Here is a 19,861-nt window from a genome sequence, read left to right on the forward strand (position 1 = left end):
CACTAGCTTATGGCAGAGAATCTGACGGATTCGCATAAATACAATCTCTGGAAGAACCGCCTGATCGGGAATGGGCTTGATATCCACCGGATCGACGAGCTTTATACCCGTCGCAATGGTCACGGCGAAGTGTTGTTCTCGCTCCTCTACACCGACGCGACAACGCCGGAAGGTAATAAAATACCGCCCATTTGCTTCCTGAAAGGCGAAGTCGTAAGCGTGCTCGTATGTTTTATTGATGTAGTGACCAGAGAAAAATACCTGCTCCTCGTACAGCAGCGTCGTATTTGCGACGGCTCAATGACCTACGAACACCCCGCCGGCATGCTCGACAGCGAGAGTGACGCAGCCTCCGTAGCCGCCCGCGAAGTTTTCGAAGAAACCGGCATCGTTGTGGAAAAATCGCAGCTGATCAGCGTCAACAGCGAGCCATTTTACCCTTCCACTGGTACCAGCGACGAAGCGATGTACATGTTCTACTGCGAACTGGAACTCACTTCTGAGGCCATCCAGTCGTATCACGACAACGTGCAGGGCCTGCTTTCCGATCATGAGTACATCACGACGTTTGTCGTCCCCTTCGAAGAGGGTCATAGGCTGATCACGAATGTAAACGGCGTATTGCTCGATTATCTTTACCTGAAAAGTGTGGGAGACTGGGAGTTGCTGAAAAAGTTATGATTTCTGCGGGATAAATTTGAAAACAAATTGGGCGCGAATTGCTCGAAATTCAAAATAGAAGCTATATTTGCACCCCGTTAGCGGTACAAAGCTAACCTTGCACCCGTAGTTCAATGGATAGAATTATGGTTTCCGGTACCATCGATAGGGGTTCGAATCCCTTCGGGTGCACCCTAAGGGACAAGTCGTTTTTAAACGCACTTGTCCCTTTTTTTTGCCTTCGTAACTTGCTCGTTATCTGATAGATAAGATCGATCCCTTCGTTCAGCCGAGCGGTTCGATGTTCGATTCCGTCAAACGTCAAATTTTCTGGGAAGATCGAACCAATTATCTGCCTTTTTTCTTCTATAGTGCCTGATTTATAGAGCTTTGAGAGGTGTTCGAGTCCCGTGAGGATATGCTTAATATAGGTACCTATTTCTGCATGATCATCGGAAAAGCTGTTGAGCTTAATTTCGAGTTCCTCAATTCGTTTTGTGCAGAGGGATTTTACATGCTCAAAGTCTTCCGTTGCCAACAGCCCATCGACCAATTTAATCCGGGCATTTCGTAATCTCTCATTTATCTTGTCGAGTTCATCCACCAAATCACGCCGCTCCTTTTCCCGGATTTTCGTCTGTTCCTTGTAGCTGCTAAGGACCAGATCAGAATAAATTTTCATCCGGCCGGGACGCGGTACAAGCATGTTGAGTTGACGTTCGAATTTTTCATTTACGTCGTCCGCCTTAAATCGCACACCACACGACGAAGAACAATGATAATAGTAGTAGTAAGTGCTTCTTCCTTTCGATGCGCTTCCAGACAGCATTCTATCGCATTTGGTACAACGTAAGAATCCGCGGAGTGGAAGGTTGTCATCTGAGACGATTTTGGGCTTTTGATAGGGATTCCGTTTTCGTCCGGAAATCATATCCTGCACTAAGTTGAACGTTGACGGCGATACGATTGGCTCGTGCAATCCCTTAACACGCTGTGCCTTTTCCCCTTCGAATTCGGGAATAAATATCTGTCCGCAATAGACCGGATTCCGAATTGCGAGCCAAAAGTTGTTTTTACTGCACTTTAGTCCTTTTCTGACCGCTTGCTTCCACACTTGTTCTGTGTTAAACCTACCCAATGCAAGTTCCTCAAACACCCATTTCATTATCGGCGCCTTATTTGTGTCAGGTTCAATTATTTTTTTTCCGTCAAATGACCGGGTATTACGATATCCCATTGGGGCGGTGGCAACCCAGCGTCCTTCTTTCTTGGCGCGCCGCATGCCGTGGAAGACATTTAACGCGCGACGATCATTCTCAACTTCGGGCGCAGCTAAATAGAAAGCAAGCATGATCTTGTTTTCTGGAATCCGGATATCAAGTGGTTGTTCGATAGCCTGCGGTTCAATACCTGCTTTGCGAAGGACATTGATCATTTGGTAGGCATCACCAGCGTTGCGACTGAATCGATCCCATTTTGTAAATAGGATTTGATCGATCCGAAGTCGTTTATTCTCCCTTAATCGGGCAAGTAGCATTTGCCACTTTGGTCGCAAGAATGTTTTTGCCGAATGGTCCTCGAGGATCACTTCGACAACTTCCACGGAATTGTATTTACACCAATTTCGCAACCTTTCCTCTTGATCTCGCTGAGAGTAGCCTTTTTCTGCCTGTTCATCAGTGCTTACCCTGACATATAAAATAGCTCGGGACATGGTATTGATTATTTTGTTGACGAATTGCGCTTCGAACCAGAAGCCTTACGAAAATACTGATTAATAGCCAATGTAACCAGGTGTTGCATCGATTCCAGCATCTTTTCTGCTTGCTCGATAGTTATATCTTCGCCAATATCTTTCAAGTGTTTGACTACACTCACTACTTGCTCATTGTTCAGTTCGCCTCGTTTCCCCATTTCCTCGCTCTTTTCTCCAAAGCTTAATATAGGTCTGCGAAAACGGGGAACAATCACCCTTTCGATTTTCGAATGGGTCAACGCGGAGACGAACGTTCTGAAGAACAGCTTTCGTCATTCCCTTGGCCTGTGGAGCACAAGAAGTGGAGTATCCTGCGGGCAATGGAACAAAAGTCGCATCAAATTTTTGTTGATCTAGAATCGATATCTAAATGCTTGAAAATGAAAGACAAGTTCGAGTGTTAAAAACCTAGTAGTGTACGCAAATACGGTGGTTTTAATGAAAATTCGGAATTTCGCCAAAAGAGGCTTGTAAACAGCCTGAAACAAATTATTTGTTCATTAATCCAAAATAGGAGCGGGTTAATGTGTAATTCTGACAGCTATACACTACGGTCTACTAGTTGAATCCTTATCCTACTTCCCACCGAATTTCTCAAGTGGCTTGCGTTCAGTTGATTTTAAGTCCCACCAGTGAAACAGTAGTATTTAAGAATTTGCTTAAATTATTAACAAGTTATATCTTTATGCCATACTTGAGTATTATGAACGATCAACAAAGTTGTATACGGGTTTTCGAGGATCAAGAGAAGATCCAGCGATACACCGAAAAAATAAATGAGTTTCAACCCTTCTTCGGGCGGTTAGCCCAGATCCTGGATTTAGCGGGAAATGAGAACCGTCTAAAAATAATTTATCTTTTGCGAGAAGAAAATGATTTGTGCGTTTGCGATTTATCTGACATTTTAAGCATGACCATCCCGGCAGTTTCACAGCATCTACGAAAGCTTAAAGACGCGCAATTAATTCAGGCAAGGAAAGTTGGGCAGACCGTGTATTATTCCCTTCGGGAGGACTCTGTTAATATTTTGAATTTGCTCCTGGGGCATCTCTCAACCTTACAAAATGAGACTGTGCCGGTGGCTTAAGGGATGGATTAAAATTCGAAAACTATGAAAACCACGGGATTTATCGGGCTATTCACAGCCTTCATTTCTTCGCTCTGTTGTACTCTTCCCTTATTGGCGGTATTAGTTGGCGCCTCTGGCTCGGCCGGTGGATTAGGTTGGATTGAATCTTTCCGTCCTTACAGTATTGCTCTCACATTGGGGGCGTTAGGCTGGGCATGGTATGAGAAATTAAAAACAAGAAAAATGATGGACTGCGCATGTGATATAAAGAAGCCATCCTTTTCGCAGACAAAAGGATTCTTGGGTATGGTTACGGCAATTGCCTTGCTGCTATTAACTTTCCCTTCTTACTCAAATTTCTTGTATGGCGAGAAAAAACAAGAAGTAGTACAATCCGCTCAGCAAGATTCGCAAAAAGTCGCATATGTGACTATCAAGGGGATGTCCTGTGAAAGCTGTGAACATCACATCAAAAAGGAAGTTAACAAGTTAAAGGGTGTTACGGCAGTTGATGTATCCTACCAAAAAGGAGCAGCAACCGTGAAATTCGATAGCAAGAAAACCTCGGTTGCCGAAATTAAAAAAGCAGTCGATGCGACTGGGTATAAAGTTACTAGCACAAAAACATTGTAAACAATGACAGTGGTAACTGAATCCGTCATCACCTGCCCAAAATGCGGACATAAGCAGCCAGAAACTATGCCGACTGATGCTTGTACATATTTTTATGAGTGCATTTCTTGTCAAGTCCTTTTAAGGCCGCTTGCCGGGGACTGCTGTGTATTTTGTTCTTATGGATCTGTAAAATGCCCACCTATTCAGGAGCAAAAAAGCTGTTGTAGTTAAGCCTTCGCGTAATGAACTATATTGACACACGGGACCCACTCGCTATTGCAGTGGTCAACGCTATCCAAAAAGGCAATACTCTCGAACTAACCCGTTTATTAGCCGACAATCCTGAACTGTCCAAAGCAAGGCTTGGTGATAATGACCCATGCGGCATGTCTCGAACGTTGTTACACGTTGCAACAGACTGGCCCGGTCATTTTCCTAATATTGCACAAACAATCAAAACGCTTGTTGAAGCTGGCGCAGATGTAAATGCCCAGTTTTCCGGGCCGCATATCGAAACACCGCTGCATTGGGCTGCAAGTAGCGATGATATTGAAGCGCTTGATGCTTTGATCGCTGCCGGGGCAAACATAGAGGCCGAAGGCGCAGTTATTGCCGGGGGTACCCCACTTACTGATGCAAGGGCTTTTGGTCAATGGAAAGCCGCACACCGGCTTGTAGAACTTGGCGCACGCACTAATTTAACAGATGTTGCGACACTTGGCCTGATGGACAGGCTAGAGGGTTTCTTCACAAAAGATTCGAAACCGGAGGCCAATGAGCTTGACCGCGCTTTTTGGGGATCCTGTCATGGCGGGCAAAAAATAGCAGCAGCTTTCTTACATGCACGCGGAGCAAATATAAATTGGCTACCGGATTGGGAAAATTTGTCACCCTTGGACGCTGCACAGCGGGAAGGGGCAACGGAGCTGGTTGAATGGTTACGTAGCCTGGGAGCCCAATCAGCAAAGGATTTAATTTAAGGCTATCTACCGTCAAAATTTCCAATGTCTGTCCTGATGCAACTTGCAGGAATGTTTGGATGTAACGTTTTGAGACAAAACAAATCCTAAAATTGGCAGCTTAACCACTTGACAGTGGACTATACTCCACTGTTTACTTTTGCTAAAAAAGCCATGAAAACAGTATTACTGAGCGGGCTACTTTGGCTGATTGCCTTGACTTGCCTGGGACAAACAGCAAAGAAAATGGAACATACAGCAAAGTTGAACGAGAAAATTGCGCTTGCCTGCAAATTGACTGATAAAGATCAGATTAAGCGTATGCAAGAGCTACACGAAACGCTCTTCAAGAAGATTGATAAAACTATCGAAGGCCCGACCAGCTACGAATTGGTTTTTGAAAATCCGGATAGCACCCTGAGCAAAGACTTGTTCGACTTCATCCAGTTTGAGCGCTTATGCTGTCCCTGGCTAAATTTTCAACTAACGTACCTGCCGGGTGAAGGGCCCGTATCTTTAAAGATGGGCAACTCAGTAGAGACAAAGGAAATGGTATACCTGGTCATGGAGCTGGATAAACTGCCTAAATTGAGGTGAGCATTTCAGGTAAGGTGTAAATTCATATCTTTGACCGGTCTGAAAATCAGTGCTGATGAAATCATTTGCTATTCTTTTGGCATGTTACGTTTTGCTGCTATCGTTTTTACCTGTGGTAGTAGCAAGCAAGCGCATGGCCTTTACCAAGAAGAGCTGTATGCAGTGCTGCAAAAAGAAATCTACGACGACACCCACAAAAAACACTGCTGATAAACAGGCGTCCAATCCATTCTTTGGCTGCTCTGCTTGCGCGGCTCTACTGGTAGCTGAGTTCAATACTAGGATTGATCTGCAATCAGCCACGTATACAGCATATTCTGCCAAAGTCTGCCGGCTATACCATTCTCCTTTTTTCGACTTTTGGCACCCGCCACAGGCGGCATAACCGTTCTGGGCTCCTTACAGGCAGCTCGTCTTAATTATTTACATCATCCTAAATACTGTTTATGGTTTCATATCATAAATGGCTGTTTGCCCTTTTATTCGTTTGGATGGGGGGAAACAGCTACGGACAGCCTATACGAATAATCAAGTATCCGGACTTGCGGCAAATCCTGGAAAGCCCAAATGATTCTATTCTGATTGTCAATTTCTGGGCAACCTGGTGCGCTCCCTGCGTCGCAGAGATACCTCATTTCGAAAAGATCAGCGACCAATACGCGGCCAGTAAAGTGAAAGTCATTTTGGTGAGCCTGGATGCCGCTTCTTTGCTCAAAAAAAAGGTGGAGCCTTTTATTGCCAGAAAGGAGATTAAATCTGCGGAAGTCGTTTTGCTGGACGAGACAGATTATAATGCCTGGATTGATAAAGTATCAGCTGATTGGTCCGGAGCAATACCATTTACTTTAATAATCAATACTAAAACTAAAGTGAAGAAAGGGTTTGAAAAACCTTTCACAGAAGCTGAGCTCGTTGGTGAGCTAAAATCATTTATTCAATAAACATTAAAGACATGAAGAAATCATTTTGTGTATTCGCATTGCTTGCGATATTTTCGGTGTTGAGCGCATTTTCAGTTCTACAGCCTGGTTACCAGGTAGGAGATAAGGCCATGGATTTTTCTCTAAAAAATGTCGACGGTAGAACGATCTCACTCGGCTCTGATAAAACCGTAAAGGGATACATCCTTGTTTTCACCTGCAATACCTGCCCTGTCGCACAGGCCTATGAACAGCGGGTAATCGACCTGAATAAGCAGTACGCCACGAAAGGGTACCCAGTCATTGCTATCAATGCCAACGACGCGCAGCTCTCGCCAGGCGATAATTCTGAGGCAATGAAAAAGCGGTCAGCTGATAAAAAGTACGCTTTCCCTTATTTGATTGATGAAACCCAGGAAATAGCCAAAACTTACGGGGCTACCCATACCCCCACCGTTTTCGTAGTCCAGCGTCAGGGAAGCGATTTCATTATCAAGTACATTGGGGCGATCGATAATAATGCTCAGGATGGAGAGCAGGCAAGCCAAAAATATGTTCAAAATGCCGTCAGTGCATTGTTAGCTGAACGACCAGTAGCAGTTCCAACTGCAAAAGCAATTGGTTGCGGCATTAAATGGAAGAAGGCATAAACCAGGGCGCCCCGATTTAGGGGCGCTCTTTGTTTTGTATCTACTGCCTGGGTGCATAGTAGATGATACAAACACCAATCAGGGCAATCGCCGCTCCGATCAGGTCATATTTGTCTGGCCTGAAACCATCAACCTGCCAAGCCCAGATCAGTGCCATCACAATGAAGATACCGCCGTATGTGGCATATACCCTGCCAAACCCAGCTGGTTGAAGCGTAGCCACGACACCGTACAAACCCAAGATAATTCCACCCACAATGCCCAACCAAAGCGGCTTATCCTCTTTAAGCCATAACCAAACCAGGTACCCACCCCCAATTTCACAAAGCCCGGCCAAAATGAAGACTAGTAAAGATTTTATTATGACCATCATAATTAGTTGGCGGAAGCCTGAGCTGTCCCGCATCGTTTAGGTTTACAATTGCAATCTGTGTGGCAGGCTGCCTGAGTGGTTTTTCTTCTTCGGTAGAAAAATGTCCAGATCAAAACCGCAGCCCCAAGCAAAACAGCTGAACTTTTTAGCCAGCCCGCCATCAAGGCAAAAACCGAGGTACTGGCCAAGGAAGTCAAGATGGGCAACGCGCAGCAGGCAACGCAGGCGAAGATAGTTAATACGGCCATCGAAAGGATTTTTCTACTTTTCATGATATGTTTTAAATTGTAAATCTAAACCACGGAGTATAATCCACTGTCAAGAAACCAAATCAAAAACTTTCACATGCTAATCGGCGAATTATCAAAACAAACCGGGCTGTCCCGCGACACAATCCGGTTTTACGAAAAACAGGGACTTATTGCAGTAGGTCGTAAAGAGAGGCGATTTAACAACTACAAAGAATACTCAGAGGGAACCCGTGAAAGGCTTTTTCAGATCAAGCGTATAAAAAGCTTTGGCTTCACCCTAAATGAAACCGCAGATTTCTTGACAATGATCGAAAACAAGCAGGCATCGTGCGGAAACGTCTCTGTGAAGATATCCGAAAAGGTAAGCTTGATTGATCAGAAAATCATGCAGCTCATAGAGCTCAGGACTTTGATGCAGTCAGGTGTTGAAAATTGTCTGAGCTGCTGCAGACCTGACGATGACCGCGAAAATTGCCCTATGCTCACAACTGACCTTATTTCTGAAAAATGTATCCCTTGAACTCGATATAAGGATTATTTGTATGTTTTCCATTCTAAACTAGCAGCCTCGAAATCTTTCACAAACTCCCCGTTGGCAAAATAGTAGGTTAGCATCTTATGAGAAATCTGGCGTGCGGCTTCGTTGTCACTTGGATAATGGATACCCAGGATCTCGCGAGAGCGCCTTATCTCTTCGGCAAGTTTAATGAATTCATTCCGGCGCTGTGGAAGCAGCTCACTCCATGTGTAGGCTTGCAGGAAAGCCCATAAGGTGTGCCCGCTTGCAAATGAGGGTGAGCCGATTCGTGTTAAAGGTTTTAGGTTTGGTTCAAGGTGATAAGGACGTGGACGGTTATAATGATACTTGATTGTAAATTCCATGATCCTCATGTCGCGCATGATCCCTTTAAGCAGTTTTGCCGTTTGTGGGTATCGGTCGGCAGTACAGGTAGCTCCCAGGATTTCACTTCCCTCAAAAAACAAATCTCTCAGGTTTTGGGCGTATTCAGGATGTGTTGGAATAAGATCAGTGGAAGGCCAATAGCCAATTGCACCCAAAAATTCGACACGTTTCACTTGCTCGGGGGACCGGCCTTGTTGCAGCAGAAGTAGGTAATCGAGCTCCTTCCGGGTCTGGTCAGACGAATTGGCTGGTGGTTCAACGCTGGTTTTCAGCGCTTCAACTTGCTGATCGGTCAAATAATAAGGCTTGACAATTAAATAGATGGATGAACTGCCATATTCCTTCGGCGGATAATGAACAGTATCCATTCCAGGTCTCTGCGGGCTTATCCGGGCACTTAATGCATGCAATTGTTTATAGTGATCAGATATCGGCTCGGCGGCGTGTGGGTTTTGTGCTAGCACCAATGGAGCGATCATTAGCGCCAGAACAAAGAGAAAATAGGTTTTCATATCGAGTACAGTTTTAATTTAACTGCACCATGACGGATTAGGCTTCAAAAAGATGCATGCTCGGAGCAAAACTTTGTCGCATTTCAGATAGAAACCGCTGTAATGTCTGGCAATCTGATCTCACTTCGAAGCTTTCAACACGGCCTAGGGGGTCGAGCTCCAAATGAAAACATTTATAAAAAAGCCCGTGCATTTTTTTGCGCGATCGTTGAATCCGAGACTTTGCTGTGGAAAGGTCCAATTGCAATTCTGTGGCGATATCCTTTTGTGGAAGCCCGTCCAGCTCCAATGCCAAAGGCTTTGCATATGTTTCAGGCAGGCAGGTTAGTAAAGGCCGGACATAATCCGCCAGCTCCAAGTATGGTTTTTGCTCCGGATCTAAAGAAAGCGTATCGACATTTTCTGTGCACAGGCATTTTCCGATGGGCCTTCGGTAGTGATCGGTTAACGTGTTGTGCGCCAGTTGGAAAATCCAGGAACGCAGGTTTTGGACACGGTATTCAGGCATTAGGCTGAGACGGTATATTTTAAGAAATATGTCATGAGCCAGATCCTCGGAAAGCATTTCGTCTTTGCTATGCTTTCGTAGGTAATTTAGAATCGTAAGCTGATAATCCTGCCAGTTTTCGACAACCTTCTTTAAAGTGTTCATGGCGAAACAACGGAATTCTATTGTTATATTGCGATAAATATAAATGCGGCAATTCACCCCTGGACAGGGCGAATACCTATTGATCGTGATTTAGATTTTTACTTTCGAGAAAACATAGAATGTCTCCGTGGCAATCTGTTTGCAGCGCTCGTCGTATTTGGCTGTTTCCTGAGAAGTACCGTCAAATTGTTTTGGGTCGTCATAAGGGATAGCGACCCGAGCGGTTGCACCTTTTACAGCAGGACAAGCCTTGTCGGCTTGCGAACAGGTCATTATCGCGCAAAAGTTATTTTGAGGGTTGCTGCTGTCGTCATATTTCTTTGAGAAAGCTTTAAGCGGCTCTGTATCGGAAGCATAGCTTACATTATAGACAGGGTTTTTGCCTTCTGAGGTTTTGGTTATGTCAAATCCGGCCCTTTCACAGGCAGCGACCGCCCGCTCATTGAATGCGCTGGTCTCAGTGCCGCCAGAAAAAGTCTTCACTTTGGGGACGTCATAATATGCGGCAGCAGCTGCTGCCCAAATTTGCCCGAAATGGCTGCGTCTGGAATTGTGGGTGCAGATATAGGTCAGCTGCACTGGTTGGCCGGCATCCACCTGCTTTTGGATGTACCCGGTAATCTTGTCAAGCTCTTCTTTTCGGTCTTGAGGTATGTGTGAAAAGTCATTTTTTACTGAATTAATGTAGGAGACCAGCTCTGGATTGAGGGATTTTTTACTGGTGGTGCTTTCACGTGGCATAATCGAAACTGTGCTTAAAAAGGTTACTATCAACAAATTGATCAGGTTCATATTTGGTTGTTGTCAGTGAGTATGGAAAATCAATCGTAAAGATACGATTAGAATCAATCGGTCAAAAAAAAGTTTAAGCATACTGCGTTTCATGGATGTTACAGACTGAAAAAGTTTTTAAAAAAATCAATCGTAATATTGCAATTGAAAAATCAGTCTTTATATTTGCATCATGGGAGTTACGAAAACCGAAATATTCACCGAGCAGCAGAACCGGATTGCGGATCTGGCCAAGGCATTCTCACATCCGGCCAGGGTTGCGATTCTCCAACTATTGATTGCAAGGAAAGCCTGTGTTTGTGGTGACCTGGTCGATGAGCTCGAACTTGCGCAGGCGACCGTATCCCAGCATTTGAAGGAGCTGAAACGGATCGGGATTATTCAGGGGGAAATTAACCCACCACGGGTATGCTATTGCATTAACCCAGTCGTATGGGAGGAAGCACAAAAAACTTTCGGCTCTTTGCTTGATACGTTTGCCCTCGCTACATCCTGCTGTAATTAAGCAGGGTATTTTTTTGAAAATATCAATCGTAATATTACATTTAACCAATGAAAACCATGAGCCAATTAGATCCAATGACGTGGGGTGAATTTAAAAGCACTCTAGAACAAAATCCAGATTTACATCTGCAATTCCAGTATGAAGAAGGCAAGTTTGTAGACAGCTCTTACCACATTACCGAGATCAAGCAAGCGCCTATTGTTTCGGTGGACTGCGGCGGGGTAATGAATAGCTGGACAGAGATTATCGTGCAGCTTTGGGAGCCTTCGGTGAAGGAGGTGGACCGCTCCATGAAGGTCGGCAAAGCACTTAAAATTGTCAACCTGGTTGAAAAAACGCTTCCTTTGGATCCGGATGCAACTGTGAAGATCGAATTTGGTAATTCAAAGTTTGATACGCGCCAGATGTATCCGGGTGAGTTTGCTGCCGATGGCGAAACATTCACAGTCAACTTGGTTCCGGACTTTACCCAATGCAAGGCGCTCACACGCAACCAGAGCTGCGGCACATCATCCGCGGAAGGCTCATGCTGCGCGCCTGCCCCGGTCAAACAGGAGCTGGAATTAGTCGCTTCTGAGGCGGCGTGCTGCGAGCCTGGTTCAGGATGTTGTTAATCAAGTTAAAGAATTATGAGCATTCAAATCGATAATGCCAGGCCGGAAGAAAAAGAATTGGTGGTCAGCTTACTAAAAAAAACGGACCTACTTACCGAAGATTTACCAGCCGGCCTGCGCAATTTTCTTCTGGCGAAACAAGACGGGACGCTTGTTGGCGTCGCCGGTCTTGAACTTTTCGGGCCCGTCGGGCTGCTGCGCTCAGTAGCTGTCAGTCCAACCCACCAAGGCAAAGGTATTGCCGGGCAGTTGGTCGGGCAGCTACTGACAGGTGCAGACGAACGAGGATTGGAAGCGATATACCTGATCACAACCACAGCTGATCATTACTTTGACCGGTATGGTTTCGCGCCAGTGAACCGCGAGCAAGTGCCCGAGACGATTCAGCAGACCAGACAGTTTAGCAGCCTTTGCCCATCTTCGGCTGTTGTCATGAAACGTAATTTAAAGCACCAAAACGCATGAACACCCCACGGCTTTCTTTTTTAGACCGTTATCTGACTTTATGGATCTTTTTAGCCATGCTTATCGGTGTGTCAATTGGCTATTTCTTGCCAGGCACACCTGATTTCATCAATCAGTTTAATTCAGGGCAAACAAACGTGCCGCTTGCCATTGGCTTGGTTCTGATGATGTACCCGCCGCTAGCAAAGGTGCGCTATGCCGAGCTGCCGAAGGTATTTAACAACACTAAGATTTTGGGGCTCTCACTGATTCAAAACTGGATTGTAGGCCCATTGCTGATGTTTGGCCTGGCCGTAATCTTTTTGCCTGATAAGCCGGAGTACATGACCGGGCTAATTATGATCGGCATTGCCCGATGCATCGCAATGGTCATTGTCTGGAATGACCTGGCTAATGGCGACCGCTTGTACGCTGCAGGGCTGGTCGCTTTCAACAGCATATTTCAGGTCTTATTTTACTCGGTATATGCCTACGTTTTTGTGACGATTTTGCCGCCTCTCTTCGGACTAAAAGGGTTTGAAGTTAATATTACCATCGGGCAGGTCGCCCAAAGCGTATTCATCTATCTGGGCATCCCATTTCTGGCGGGTATTATTTCCAGGGTCGTACTGACCATGCTGTTTAGCAAAGAATGGTACGAGAAAAAATTCCTCCCGGCCATCAGCCCAATCACGTTAATTGCCTTGCTATTTACGATCGTGGTCATGTTCAGCTTGAAAGGGCAGTTGATCGTCAGTATACCGTTTGACGTGCTGCGCATCGCGCTGCCGCTGACGATCTATTTTGTAATCATGTTTTTCTCTGCCTTTTACCTTTCAAAACGTGCAGGCGCGGATTATGCCAAATCAACATCGCTGGCCTTCACTGCGGCAGGGAACAATTTTGAGCTTGGGATTGCGGTCGCAATAGCGGTATTCGGCATTGATTCGGGTGCAGCGTTCGCTGCTGTGATTGGACCGCTGATAGAAGTGCCGGTACTGATCCTGATGGTCAATTTCGCGCTCAAACAGCAAAAGAAGTTTTCAGTTTAACTATTACAAACCGAATCCTTGACGCATGGAAACTGCATTTTTAATAACGATTATCCTTTTGGTAAGCTTTGCGTTGCTTGCCATGTTTGATGGTTTTTATTTGCACCTGATCCGGTATAAACTTTACCTACACCCAGAGAGCAGAAACGAGCACATTACCCATACCATCAGGGCATTATTATTTCCCTTGATCCTTTATTTTCTCTATTTGGGCAGCTCAGATCTCGCTTTTTATGTGGGCATTTCCTTGGTCGCCATCGACATTATCGTACTGGGTTTTGACGCCTACATGGAAAAAGACAGTAGGGCATTTATGGGCGGGCTACCCCGTTGGGAATACATTATCCATTTAATGGTAAATGGCTTTCATTTTGCATCCATTGCGGTTTTCTTGGTCATCAAGCTTCACCTGACGCCTGACGGTTTGGTGTTGATTAGTACCTTTTCAAGCCTTCCCATATACGGCATTTTTACGGGGCTGGTCACGCAGTTAATCCCCGGGGGAATGTTGATGGGGATTTTTCACGCTGCGCTGATGTTTAAGAAGCCGGTCGCCGTTTATGAGCGGGCTTGCAAGAAATTGAACTGCTGCCAGATGACTCATGGAGGTATTTGATCTGATCATTATCGGTGGCGGACAGAGCGCGTTAGCTTGCGGCTACTTTCTGCGCAGGACAACGCTGAAATATATCATCCTGGATGACCAACAACATGGTGGTGGCGCTTGGCAACAGGGCTGGGACTCACTTAGTTTGTTTTCACCGGCAGAACAAAGCTCCTTGCCGGGTTGGATCATGCCTAAATCAGGAAGCGGGTTTCCTTCAAAACAAGATGTACTTGATTATCTGAACGCCTATCAGGAAAGGTACCAAATCCAAATACAGCGAGGTGCCAAGGTAATCAGTGTCAAAAAGCTGGGCGGCATTTTTACGGTAGAGTCTGACCAGAGAAATTATCAGAGCAGGGCGATTATCTCGGCTACCGGTACTTTTCAAAATCCGTTTGTCCCCGATATCCCAGGAAAGCACTTGTTTACAGGCCAGCAGCTGCATTCATCCGAGTATAAAAACCCGCTTCCTTTCAAAGATAAATCCGTGTTAATAGTCGGCGGGGGAAATTCCGGGGCGCAAATCCTAGCCGAAGTTTCCACGGTGGCAACCACGGTTTGGGCAACCGCCAAAGAGCCACAATTCTTACCTGATGATGTGGATGGCAGGGTGCTTTTTGATGTGGCATCGGCCAAATACCATGCAATGAAGGAAGGGAGGGAGTTTAATGCGGCCCAGTACAACATAGGCAACATCGTGATGGTACCGCCTGTAAAGCAGGCCCGCGACCGTGGTGTGCTTCATGCACGCGAAACCTTCAAGCAGTTTTATAAAGACGGCGTTATCTGGCATGATGGCAGCAGCCAGCCATTTGATGTGGTGATCTGGTGTACTGGTTTTGGCTTTGCAACAGGGCACCTGAAAGATCTAGGCATCATCAATGAAGATGGAAAAGTCGACTGTGAAGGCACGAAGGCCTTAAAGTTAAACGGGCTCTGGCTGGTGGGTTATGGCAGTTTCACTGGTTTCGCATCTGCAACATTAATAGGGGTAGGCCGTTCGGCACGTCAGACTGTCACTGAGATTATTGAATACTTAAATAATGATTTATGAGAATTGCCCTTTTTTCAGATATTCACGCCAATCTTCCGGCATTGGAAGCATTTTTTAAGGACGTTGAAACCCGCGATACTGATGCTATTTACTGCCTTGGGGACTTGGTAGGATACAATATCTGGCCTAACGAGGTTGTAGACGAAATTAGAAAACGCGGGATACCAACCATAGCCGGTAATTATGATTTTGGCATCGGCAGAAGCAGTGACGACTGCGGGTGTGCTTATAAGACCGATGATGAAAAGGCTAACGGCAAGGTTTCGATTGCATTCACCAATGAGATTATGAAGAATGAGCAAAGAGCCTACCTTCGTACGTTGCCTGCCCAACTACGATTGGATTTTCATTTAAATGATAAGCCACTTTCAGTGCTGCTGGTACATGGTAGCCCCCGCCGTATCAACGAGTATTTATTTGAAGATCGCGACGAGAAAAGTATGCTGCGGATCATGGAGCAGGCTGGGGCAGATGTGATGCTTTTTGGTCATACGCACAAACCTTACCACAGGGTCCTGGATTCAGTCGAGCCGGACGGCACTCATTATTTCCGTCACGCGATCAATATAGGTTCGGTTGGTAAACCAAAGGACGGTAACCCAAGAGGTGGTTATGTAATCCTGCACATCAATGCCGATGCGTCCACTTCCAGCAAGGAAAGTGTCACAGTTGAGTTTATTCGTTTTGAGTACGATGTTGAAAAAGCGGCCATGGCGGTGGAAGAAAGTATCCTTCCGGATGCATATGCGGAATCTCTACGACTGGGAAAATGAAAATAGCACTTCTATCTGATATCCATGCCAATCTTCCCGCTTTTGAGGCGGTGTTGGAAGATCTGGAAAAACAACAGCCTGACGCGGTTTACTGCCTGGGGGATTTGGTTGGCTACAACGTGTGGCCCAATCAGGTAATTGGTCTGATCCGAAAACATGGCATAGCTACGATAGCTGGGAACCACGACCTAAAAGTTTCAAAGATACTTCCTTCTACAAGCGATTGCGACAATGAAGAAAACAGCGAATACGCGTATAAGCTGGTTGGAAGCAAGGAAAGGGACTATCTCTTAACACTCCCGAGGCATCTGAGGTTAGAATTTCAACTTAATGATCAACAGCTGCACATGCTGCTTGTCCATGGAAGCCCGAGAAGCATTAACGAATATTTGTTGCAGGAGCTATCAGAGGATTATATGGTAGATCTGGTAAAGGAATTTAAAGCCGACATACTTTGCTTTGGCCACTCACACAAGCCTTATCACCGTATCATCAATTCAGGGCAAGGTGGTAGCGACCAATTTCACCACCTGATCAATACGGGTTCTGTGGGCAAACCCAAGGACGGGGACGCGCGAGCATGCTATGTGCTTTTAACGATTGACCAATCAGCCGGCACTATGCTAAAGAATTCCGTTCAGTTGGAGTTTGTCAGGATTAAATACGATGTCGAAAAAGCCGCGCAAGCTGTTGAGCTGAGCCTGCTTCCCAATGCATTTGCCGATAGTCTCAGAAAAGCATATTAGCCCTAAGGAAAGTGTAAATGCTTCACCGTTAATTAAAGGTTTGTATAAATCCATCACCCAAGGATGCAAAAGCATATTGACGAGTTAAAATTGCCAATGTATGCATCGTTCAGCTTGACGTTTGCACTGATGGGCGACGCGTTTTTGTATTCATTTTTGCCCGTGAACGCGCCCAGTATCCATGTGCCAATCATTTGGATCGGGACTATTTTGTCTATTAACCGCTTCACAAGGATCGTGCTTAACCCGTTAATTTTGCGCGTTTTCAGCCGCCAGGGTTTTCGTCTGCCAATGATCTTTGCGGCCATTGCCGCGGTATTTGCCACTGCGGGCTATGGTGCTGGTTTTGGAATCGCATCACTATTGCTGCTCAGGATCATCTGGGGTATATCGTATTCTATTCTTCGCGTCGGGGCAATCACCTATGCGATGGATTATCCTCAAACAGGCCTTGCCTTGGGAATGAGCCAAAGTATTATTGAATCCGGGCCGCTGATGGCGCTTTTAATCGGCCCATTGCTTTTTGATGTGATCAGCCCGAAGTTGATATTTTTTGTAATAGCGCTCCTTTCAACGCCCGGAATTTATTTTGCCATAAAACTTAAAGAAAGGAACCGCACCCCAGGTCGGCAGTTCAGCTTCAAAGTATCGTTCCCTTCGATTTTTAACCGCTTGGCCTTCCTGGGTGCTTTTGCAGTCGAAGGCATGCTTGTGGTTTTGATCGGTGCCTTGTTGATGGATGCACGGCCCAGTTGGTCAGCCGTAGAAATTACTGCCGCAGCTGCGGGGTTTCTGAGCTTTCGGCGGATTTGCTCCCTTTTGATTTCGCCGTTTGCCGGCTGGGCAGCCGATCGGTACGGACTTCCTAATATTTATTCAGGCTCTATTCTGTTGATTTGCTCAGGCTTACTACTGGCAACAAATGGCTGGTCAATTACCGGGTTAGTCGTTGTGTTTACGTTTTATAACGTTAATGCCTCTCTTGCGGCCGGGGCAGCGTCAGCAGGCAAAGACGATGTGACTCACGCAGTATCCGATAATGCTACATTCAGGGATGCGGGCTCCGCCTTTGGCGCGTTAGCAGGTGGCTTTTTACTGGCTAATGATCATCTACGCCTAATGTATGCGGCCATTGTTGTATTGCTCGTATTCTTCACCTGGAAATATCATCGACAATCTAACCAACTCGCCGCGTAAAAGGATAATATAGATATCGTCTATGGCAAATCCTCTCTGAATAATACGGTCGTTAAAGTGAAATTTAAACTTCCCATCAAAACCTGATTATCTATCGTTTGGAGGAATGTTTTTGTTCAGCTAAATCTAAACGTCCACACCTCTGTACTTTTTCGATAGCTTCAAGCGAACTCACGTAAACGTCGTTATGCCAGCGAGAATCGATTACTTCGTTCTAAACGATTTCCTGGTTATTATGCGAGGTGCAAATGAAACCATTAAATAGCTCCACACCGGGACCTTCGCGGAATCCGGAACCTTGTTTAGCAGCTCCATGCGCTTATCAGCCACAGTGAATGAAAACCCGTAGATGATTTCAAGGGCTTTGACCGGCTTGTAGTTCAAAGACATATCACTTTCGAAGCCCAGGTAGGTGCCATTGATTTCCCGGCCTTCTGCCTGCAACGGATATTGTGAGTAAAATAGATGAGTATCCCCGCGAAGCGAAAGCCTTTTACTAACTTGGTAAATGATGAACAAGTACGGGTTGACTAGTCCTTTTTCATTCAAATCTGCCGGGAATTTCGTGAACAGGTTCATATTCCCCATGAATTTCCAAGCTACGCCATAGAGTGGTACAAATGATGCAAACACTTCTTTGGAAGTTGTGCTTTTACTTCCACTTAAAATTTCAGCTCCCAGCCTAAACAACGTTTTACCGGTGTTGACGCTGATTTCAGGCTGTATGTAATACGCGCGGATCTTTTTTGATGCAGCAGTTTGTCCGTATTGATAATATGCATTCACTGTCGCATAGAACCAACCCTTTGCATATTCCAGCCGTCCACCATTCGTGATCCGTTCATAGTATTGCTTATCACCGGTCGTTCGCCGAAACACATCCACAGCATTAATGGTCGTCAAAGTAATCTGATTGGGGAACTTGTGTTTTAGATGGTGAACAAAAAGATATTTATAGGTATGCGCGGCAACAGGCGAATAAGCAGGATCAAAGTGCTTCGCATATGGTCGAGTAAATGCGATCGTTAAATCTGTTTCCAACTCCCTTTTGTAAAGGAACCTAATTCCTTCATGTGCACGACTTTGCTGGCCCCATGGAGCTGCTGAAAATATTCGGCCGTTGTCGAGTGACAACGCTTGTCTGCCAATCCGGAAAGAAAAATTTTTGGAAATACTGGGTTCTGCATATGCCTCAAAAAAATTCACGTTGCCAACCTGAGAGAATCGCCCGGATTCACTCCACACATGTATTTCCTGTGGTGATGCATGTAACCGGAGCCAGTTGGTTCGATAGGAAACACTCAGCCGGTTTCTTTGAGTTGTGTAAATTTTCGGCATGATCGTATCTGTCGGAGTCCAGATGAAGTTGTTGCGGTACTCTGCCCGCGGTCTTACTTCAAGATCGATTGTTAATTCCTGCCGTAGCGTATCTGGCGACTGTGAGTATACCTCGTTAGTTATGAAGAACGAAACGAAGAGCGCTAGTAGGTAAAAGATGGTCTGTTTAGGAGTAAACTTTGTAAGCACTGGAACGGTTTCTTTTTACGCCACAAAAAACCGGAAAGTAATTGATAATGTCTATGTCTTTACTAGATTAAAATAATATAGCCCACGACTCATTACCTGTGGACACCTGTCTCCACCATCATGAATACATCGAATGAGATAACTTTTCGTTATCGTTGGCTTTCGAAAATTTATCCGGTCGTATTTCTGTACTCTTCGCGACTTTGTTTGAAGTGTTCATTTTTATGCCAAAAACAGCCTATTAAGAGTTCATTTTAGTGGTACATGAAATCTAATTACAGTATAATTCGAGAATAGGGGTTAAACTGTAATTGAAGATGAAATTTGGATAGGTACGGGTTTCTAAGAATGAACAGAATCATGATCTGCAATTCGATGCCCTCCGAAAGGCGGGGTGCGAGAAGATTTTTCATGAGAAAGTGTCCGGTGCATCGAAGGAACGCCCCGAGTACGCGAGGATGGTTTCAGAACTTCGAAAGGGAGATGTCATTGTTGTCTGGCGTATTGACCGTCTAGGCCGGGCCACTTATGAGTTGATCAAACTTATGGTAGAGTGGAAGGAAATGGGAGTGGACTTTCGCAGTATTTCGGAAGGGATCGATACGTCAACTAAGATGGGTAGGCTATGGTAT

General features: G+C 45.4%; 26 protein-coding genes, 1 tRNA gene and 1 pseudogene. 21 read left to right on the forward strand and 7 right to left on the reverse strand.

What is annotated here, in order from left to right; genetic code table 11:
* Positions 1 to 9: 9 nt before the first annotated feature.
* Positions 10 to 681 carry an NUDIX hydrolase gene (locus tag AC2YIT_RS24140; protein ID WP_487280857.1) on the forward strand — a complete coding sequence of 224 codons (672 nt, stop codon included), beginning with the start codon at positions 10 to 12 and terminating at the stop codon, positions 679 to 681.
* Between the two features lie 99 nt (positions 682 to 780).
* A tRNA-Arg gene (locus AC2YIT_RS24145) sits at positions 781 to 852 on the forward strand.
* A 736-nt stretch (positions 853 to 1,588) separates the two neighbouring features.
* Here the strand turns inward: AC2YIT_RS24145 and AC2YIT_RS24150 are convergent.
* A pseudogene (locus AC2YIT_RS24150) lies at positions 1,589 to 2,374 on the reverse strand (recombinase family protein); the annotation flags it as partial.
* A gap of 745 nt (positions 2,375 to 3,119) precedes the next feature.
* On the opposite strand from AC2YIT_RS24150, the gene AC2YIT_RS24155 reads away from it, so the two are divergent.
* The 8 genes from AC2YIT_RS24155 (at position 3,120) to AC2YIT_RS24190 (ending at position 7,226) form a co-directional block, all read left to right on the forward strand.
* On the forward strand, positions 3,120 to 3,503 hold the full coding sequence (locus AC2YIT_RS24155; RefSeq protein ID WP_487280858.1) for an ArsR/SmtB family transcription factor: 384 nt from the start codon (positions 3,120 to 3,122) through the stop codon (positions 3,501 to 3,503).
* 24 nt (positions 3,504 to 3,527) lie between these two features.
* Positions 3,528 to 4,118, forward strand: a complete 591-nt coding sequence (gene merTP / locus AC2YIT_RS24160; RefSeq protein ID WP_487280859.1) for a mercuric transport protein MerTP — start codon at positions 3,528 to 3,530, stop codon at positions 4,116 to 4,118.
* A 3-nt stretch (positions 4,119 to 4,121) separates the two neighbouring features.
* Positions 4,122 to 4,331 (forward strand): GDCCVxC domain-containing (seleno)protein, encoded by a 210-nt coding sequence (locus tag AC2YIT_RS24165; RefSeq protein WP_487280860.1) that lies wholly within the window; start codon positions 4,122 to 4,124, stop codon positions 4,329 to 4,331.
* A gap of 11 nt (positions 4,332 to 4,342) precedes the next feature.
* Entirely contained in the window at positions 4,343 to 5,080 is a 738-nt protein-coding gene (locus AC2YIT_RS24170) for an ankyrin repeat domain-containing protein (RefSeq protein WP_487280861.1), read from the forward strand.
* Positions 5,081 to 5,233: 153 nt separating this feature from the next.
* Positions 5,234 to 5,656, forward strand: coding sequence for a tetraspanin family protein (locus AC2YIT_RS24175; RefSeq protein ID WP_487280862.1), 423 nt, complete (start codon positions 5,234 to 5,236; stop codon positions 5,654 to 5,656).
* 30 nt (positions 5,657 to 5,686) lie between these two features.
* A complete protein-coding gene (locus AC2YIT_RS24180) occupies positions 5,687 to 5,866 on the forward strand; it encodes a hypothetical protein (protein ID WP_487280863.1) in 180 nt (59 codons plus the stop codon).
* A 236-nt stretch (positions 5,867 to 6,102) separates the two neighbouring features.
* Positions 6,103 to 6,597 carry a TlpA disulfide reductase family protein gene (locus tag AC2YIT_RS24185; RefSeq protein WP_487280864.1) on the forward strand — a complete coding sequence of 165 codons (495 nt, stop codon included), beginning with the start codon at positions 6,103 to 6,105 and terminating at the stop codon, positions 6,595 to 6,597.
* 11 nt (positions 6,598 to 6,608) lie between these two features.
* Positions 6,609 to 7,226, forward strand: coding sequence for a thioredoxin family protein (locus AC2YIT_RS24190; protein WP_487280865.1), 618 nt, complete (start codon positions 6,609 to 6,611; stop codon positions 7,224 to 7,226).
* 40 nt (positions 7,227 to 7,266) lie between these two features.
* Here the strand turns inward: AC2YIT_RS24190 and AC2YIT_RS24195 are convergent, their stop codons facing one another.
* Both AC2YIT_RS24195 and AC2YIT_RS24200 read right to left on the reverse strand, forming a co-directional pair.
* The gene (locus AC2YIT_RS24195; RefSeq protein ID WP_487280866.1) at positions 7,267 to 7,599 is read right to left on the reverse strand and encodes a YnfA family protein; all 333 of its coding nucleotides are present in this window, start codon (positions 7,597 to 7,599) and stop codon (positions 7,267 to 7,269) included.
* A gap of 2 nt (positions 7,600 to 7,601) precedes the next feature.
* Positions 7,602 to 7,871: a hypothetical protein gene (locus tag AC2YIT_RS24200; RefSeq protein ID WP_487280867.1), complete on the reverse strand. Its 270-nt coding sequence runs from the start codon at positions 7,869 to 7,871 to the stop codon at positions 7,602 to 7,604.
* A gap of 73 nt (positions 7,872 to 7,944) precedes the next feature.
* Here AC2YIT_RS24200 and AC2YIT_RS24205 point away from each other — a divergent pair, with 73 nt between their 5' ends.
* Complete coding sequence (locus AC2YIT_RS24205) at positions 7,945 to 8,370, forward strand: MerR family transcriptional regulator (protein WP_487280868.1); 426 nt, start codon at positions 7,945 to 7,947, stop codon at positions 8,368 to 8,370.
* A gap of 14 nt (positions 8,371 to 8,384) precedes the next feature.
* On the opposite strand, the gene AC2YIT_RS24210 is transcribed toward AC2YIT_RS24205, so the two are convergent.
* From AC2YIT_RS24210 to AC2YIT_RS24220, 3 genes are all read right to left on the reverse strand, one after another.
* Positions 8,385 to 9,266: a phosphatase PAP2 family protein gene (locus AC2YIT_RS24210; protein ID WP_487280869.1), complete on the reverse strand. Its 882-nt coding sequence runs from the start codon at positions 9,264 to 9,266 to the stop codon at positions 8,385 to 8,387.
* A gap of 37 nt (positions 9,267 to 9,303) precedes the next feature.
* A complete protein-coding gene (locus AC2YIT_RS24215) occupies positions 9,304 to 9,918 on the reverse strand; it encodes a sigma-70 family RNA polymerase sigma factor (RefSeq protein WP_487280870.1) in 615 nt (204 codons plus the stop codon).
* A gap of 90 nt (positions 9,919 to 10,008) precedes the next feature.
* On the reverse strand, positions 10,009 to 10,710 hold the full coding sequence (locus AC2YIT_RS24220; RefSeq protein ID WP_487280871.1) for a low molecular weight phosphatase family protein: 702 nt from the start codon (positions 10,708 to 10,710) through the stop codon (positions 10,009 to 10,011).
* Between the two features lie 172 nt (positions 10,711 to 10,882).
* Between AC2YIT_RS24220 and AC2YIT_RS24225 the strand changes: the two genes are divergently transcribed.
* The 9 genes from AC2YIT_RS24225 (at position 10,883) to AC2YIT_RS24265 (ending at position 17,702) form a co-directional block, all read left to right on the forward strand.
* Positions 10,883 to 11,215 (forward strand): ArsR/SmtB family transcription factor, encoded by a 333-nt coding sequence (locus AC2YIT_RS24225; RefSeq protein ID WP_291035236.1) that lies wholly within the window; start codon positions 10,883 to 10,885, stop codon positions 11,213 to 11,215.
* Between the two features lie 56 nt (positions 11,216 to 11,271).
* On the forward strand, positions 11,272 to 11,829 hold the full coding sequence (locus tag AC2YIT_RS24230; RefSeq protein WP_487280872.1) for a DUF6428 family protein: 558 nt from the start codon (positions 11,272 to 11,274) through the stop codon (positions 11,827 to 11,829).
* 15 nt (positions 11,830 to 11,844) lie between these two features.
* Positions 11,845 to 12,294, forward strand: a complete 450-nt coding sequence (arsN2, locus tag AC2YIT_RS24235; RefSeq protein WP_487280873.1) for an arsenic resistance N-acetyltransferase ArsN2 — start codon at positions 11,845 to 11,847, stop codon at positions 12,292 to 12,294.
* Positions 12,291 to 13,325 (forward strand): ACR3 family arsenite efflux transporter, encoded by a 1,035-nt coding sequence (gene arsB, locus AC2YIT_RS24240; protein ID WP_026350471.1) that lies wholly within the window; start codon positions 12,291 to 12,293, stop codon positions 13,323 to 13,325. Before arsN2 ends, arsB begins: the two co-directional genes overlap by 4 nt.
* Positions 13,326 to 13,350: 25 nt before the next feature.
* Complete coding sequence (locus AC2YIT_RS24245; protein ID WP_487280874.1) at positions 13,351 to 13,941, forward strand: hypothetical protein; 591 nt, start codon at positions 13,351 to 13,353, stop codon at positions 13,939 to 13,941.
* On the forward strand, positions 13,928 to 14,986 hold the full coding sequence (locus AC2YIT_RS24250; protein ID WP_487280875.1) for an ArsO family NAD(P)H-dependent flavin-containing monooxygenase: 1,059 nt from the start codon (positions 13,928 to 13,930) through the stop codon (positions 14,984 to 14,986). Before AC2YIT_RS24245 ends, AC2YIT_RS24250 begins: the two co-directional genes overlap by 14 nt.
* A complete protein-coding gene (locus AC2YIT_RS24255) occupies positions 14,983 to 15,759 on the forward strand; it encodes a metallophosphoesterase family protein (protein WP_487280876.1) in 777 nt (258 codons plus the stop codon). Before AC2YIT_RS24250 ends, AC2YIT_RS24255 begins: the two co-directional genes overlap by 4 nt.
* Positions 15,756 to 16,505: a metallophosphoesterase family protein gene (locus AC2YIT_RS24260; RefSeq protein WP_487280877.1), complete on the forward strand. Its 750-nt coding sequence runs from the start codon at positions 15,756 to 15,758 to the stop codon at positions 16,503 to 16,505. The genes AC2YIT_RS24255 and AC2YIT_RS24260 overlap by 4 nt, the downstream gene beginning before the upstream one ends.
* Positions 16,506 to 16,568: 63 nt before the next feature.
* Complete coding sequence (locus tag AC2YIT_RS24265; protein ID WP_487280878.1) at positions 16,569 to 17,702, forward strand: MFS transporter; 1,134 nt, start codon at positions 16,569 to 16,571, stop codon at positions 17,700 to 17,702.
* A 204-nt stretch (positions 17,703 to 17,906) separates the two neighbouring features.
* Here AC2YIT_RS24265 and AC2YIT_RS24270 read toward each other — a convergent pair whose 3' ends face one another.
* Entirely contained in the window at positions 17,907 to 19,229 is a 1,323-nt protein-coding gene (locus tag AC2YIT_RS24270) for an alginate export family protein (RefSeq protein ID WP_487280879.1), read from the reverse strand.
* A gap of 365 nt (positions 19,230 to 19,594) precedes the next feature.
* Between AC2YIT_RS24270 and AC2YIT_RS24275 the strand changes: the two genes are divergently transcribed.
* Positions 19,595 to 19,861, forward strand: a 267-nt coding sequence (locus AC2YIT_RS24275; RefSeq protein ID WP_487280882.1) for a recombinase family protein, incomplete at its 3' end; no start/stop codon positions are given.

It is taken from the genome of Dyadobacter sp. SRI_021, from assembly GCF_057586235.1.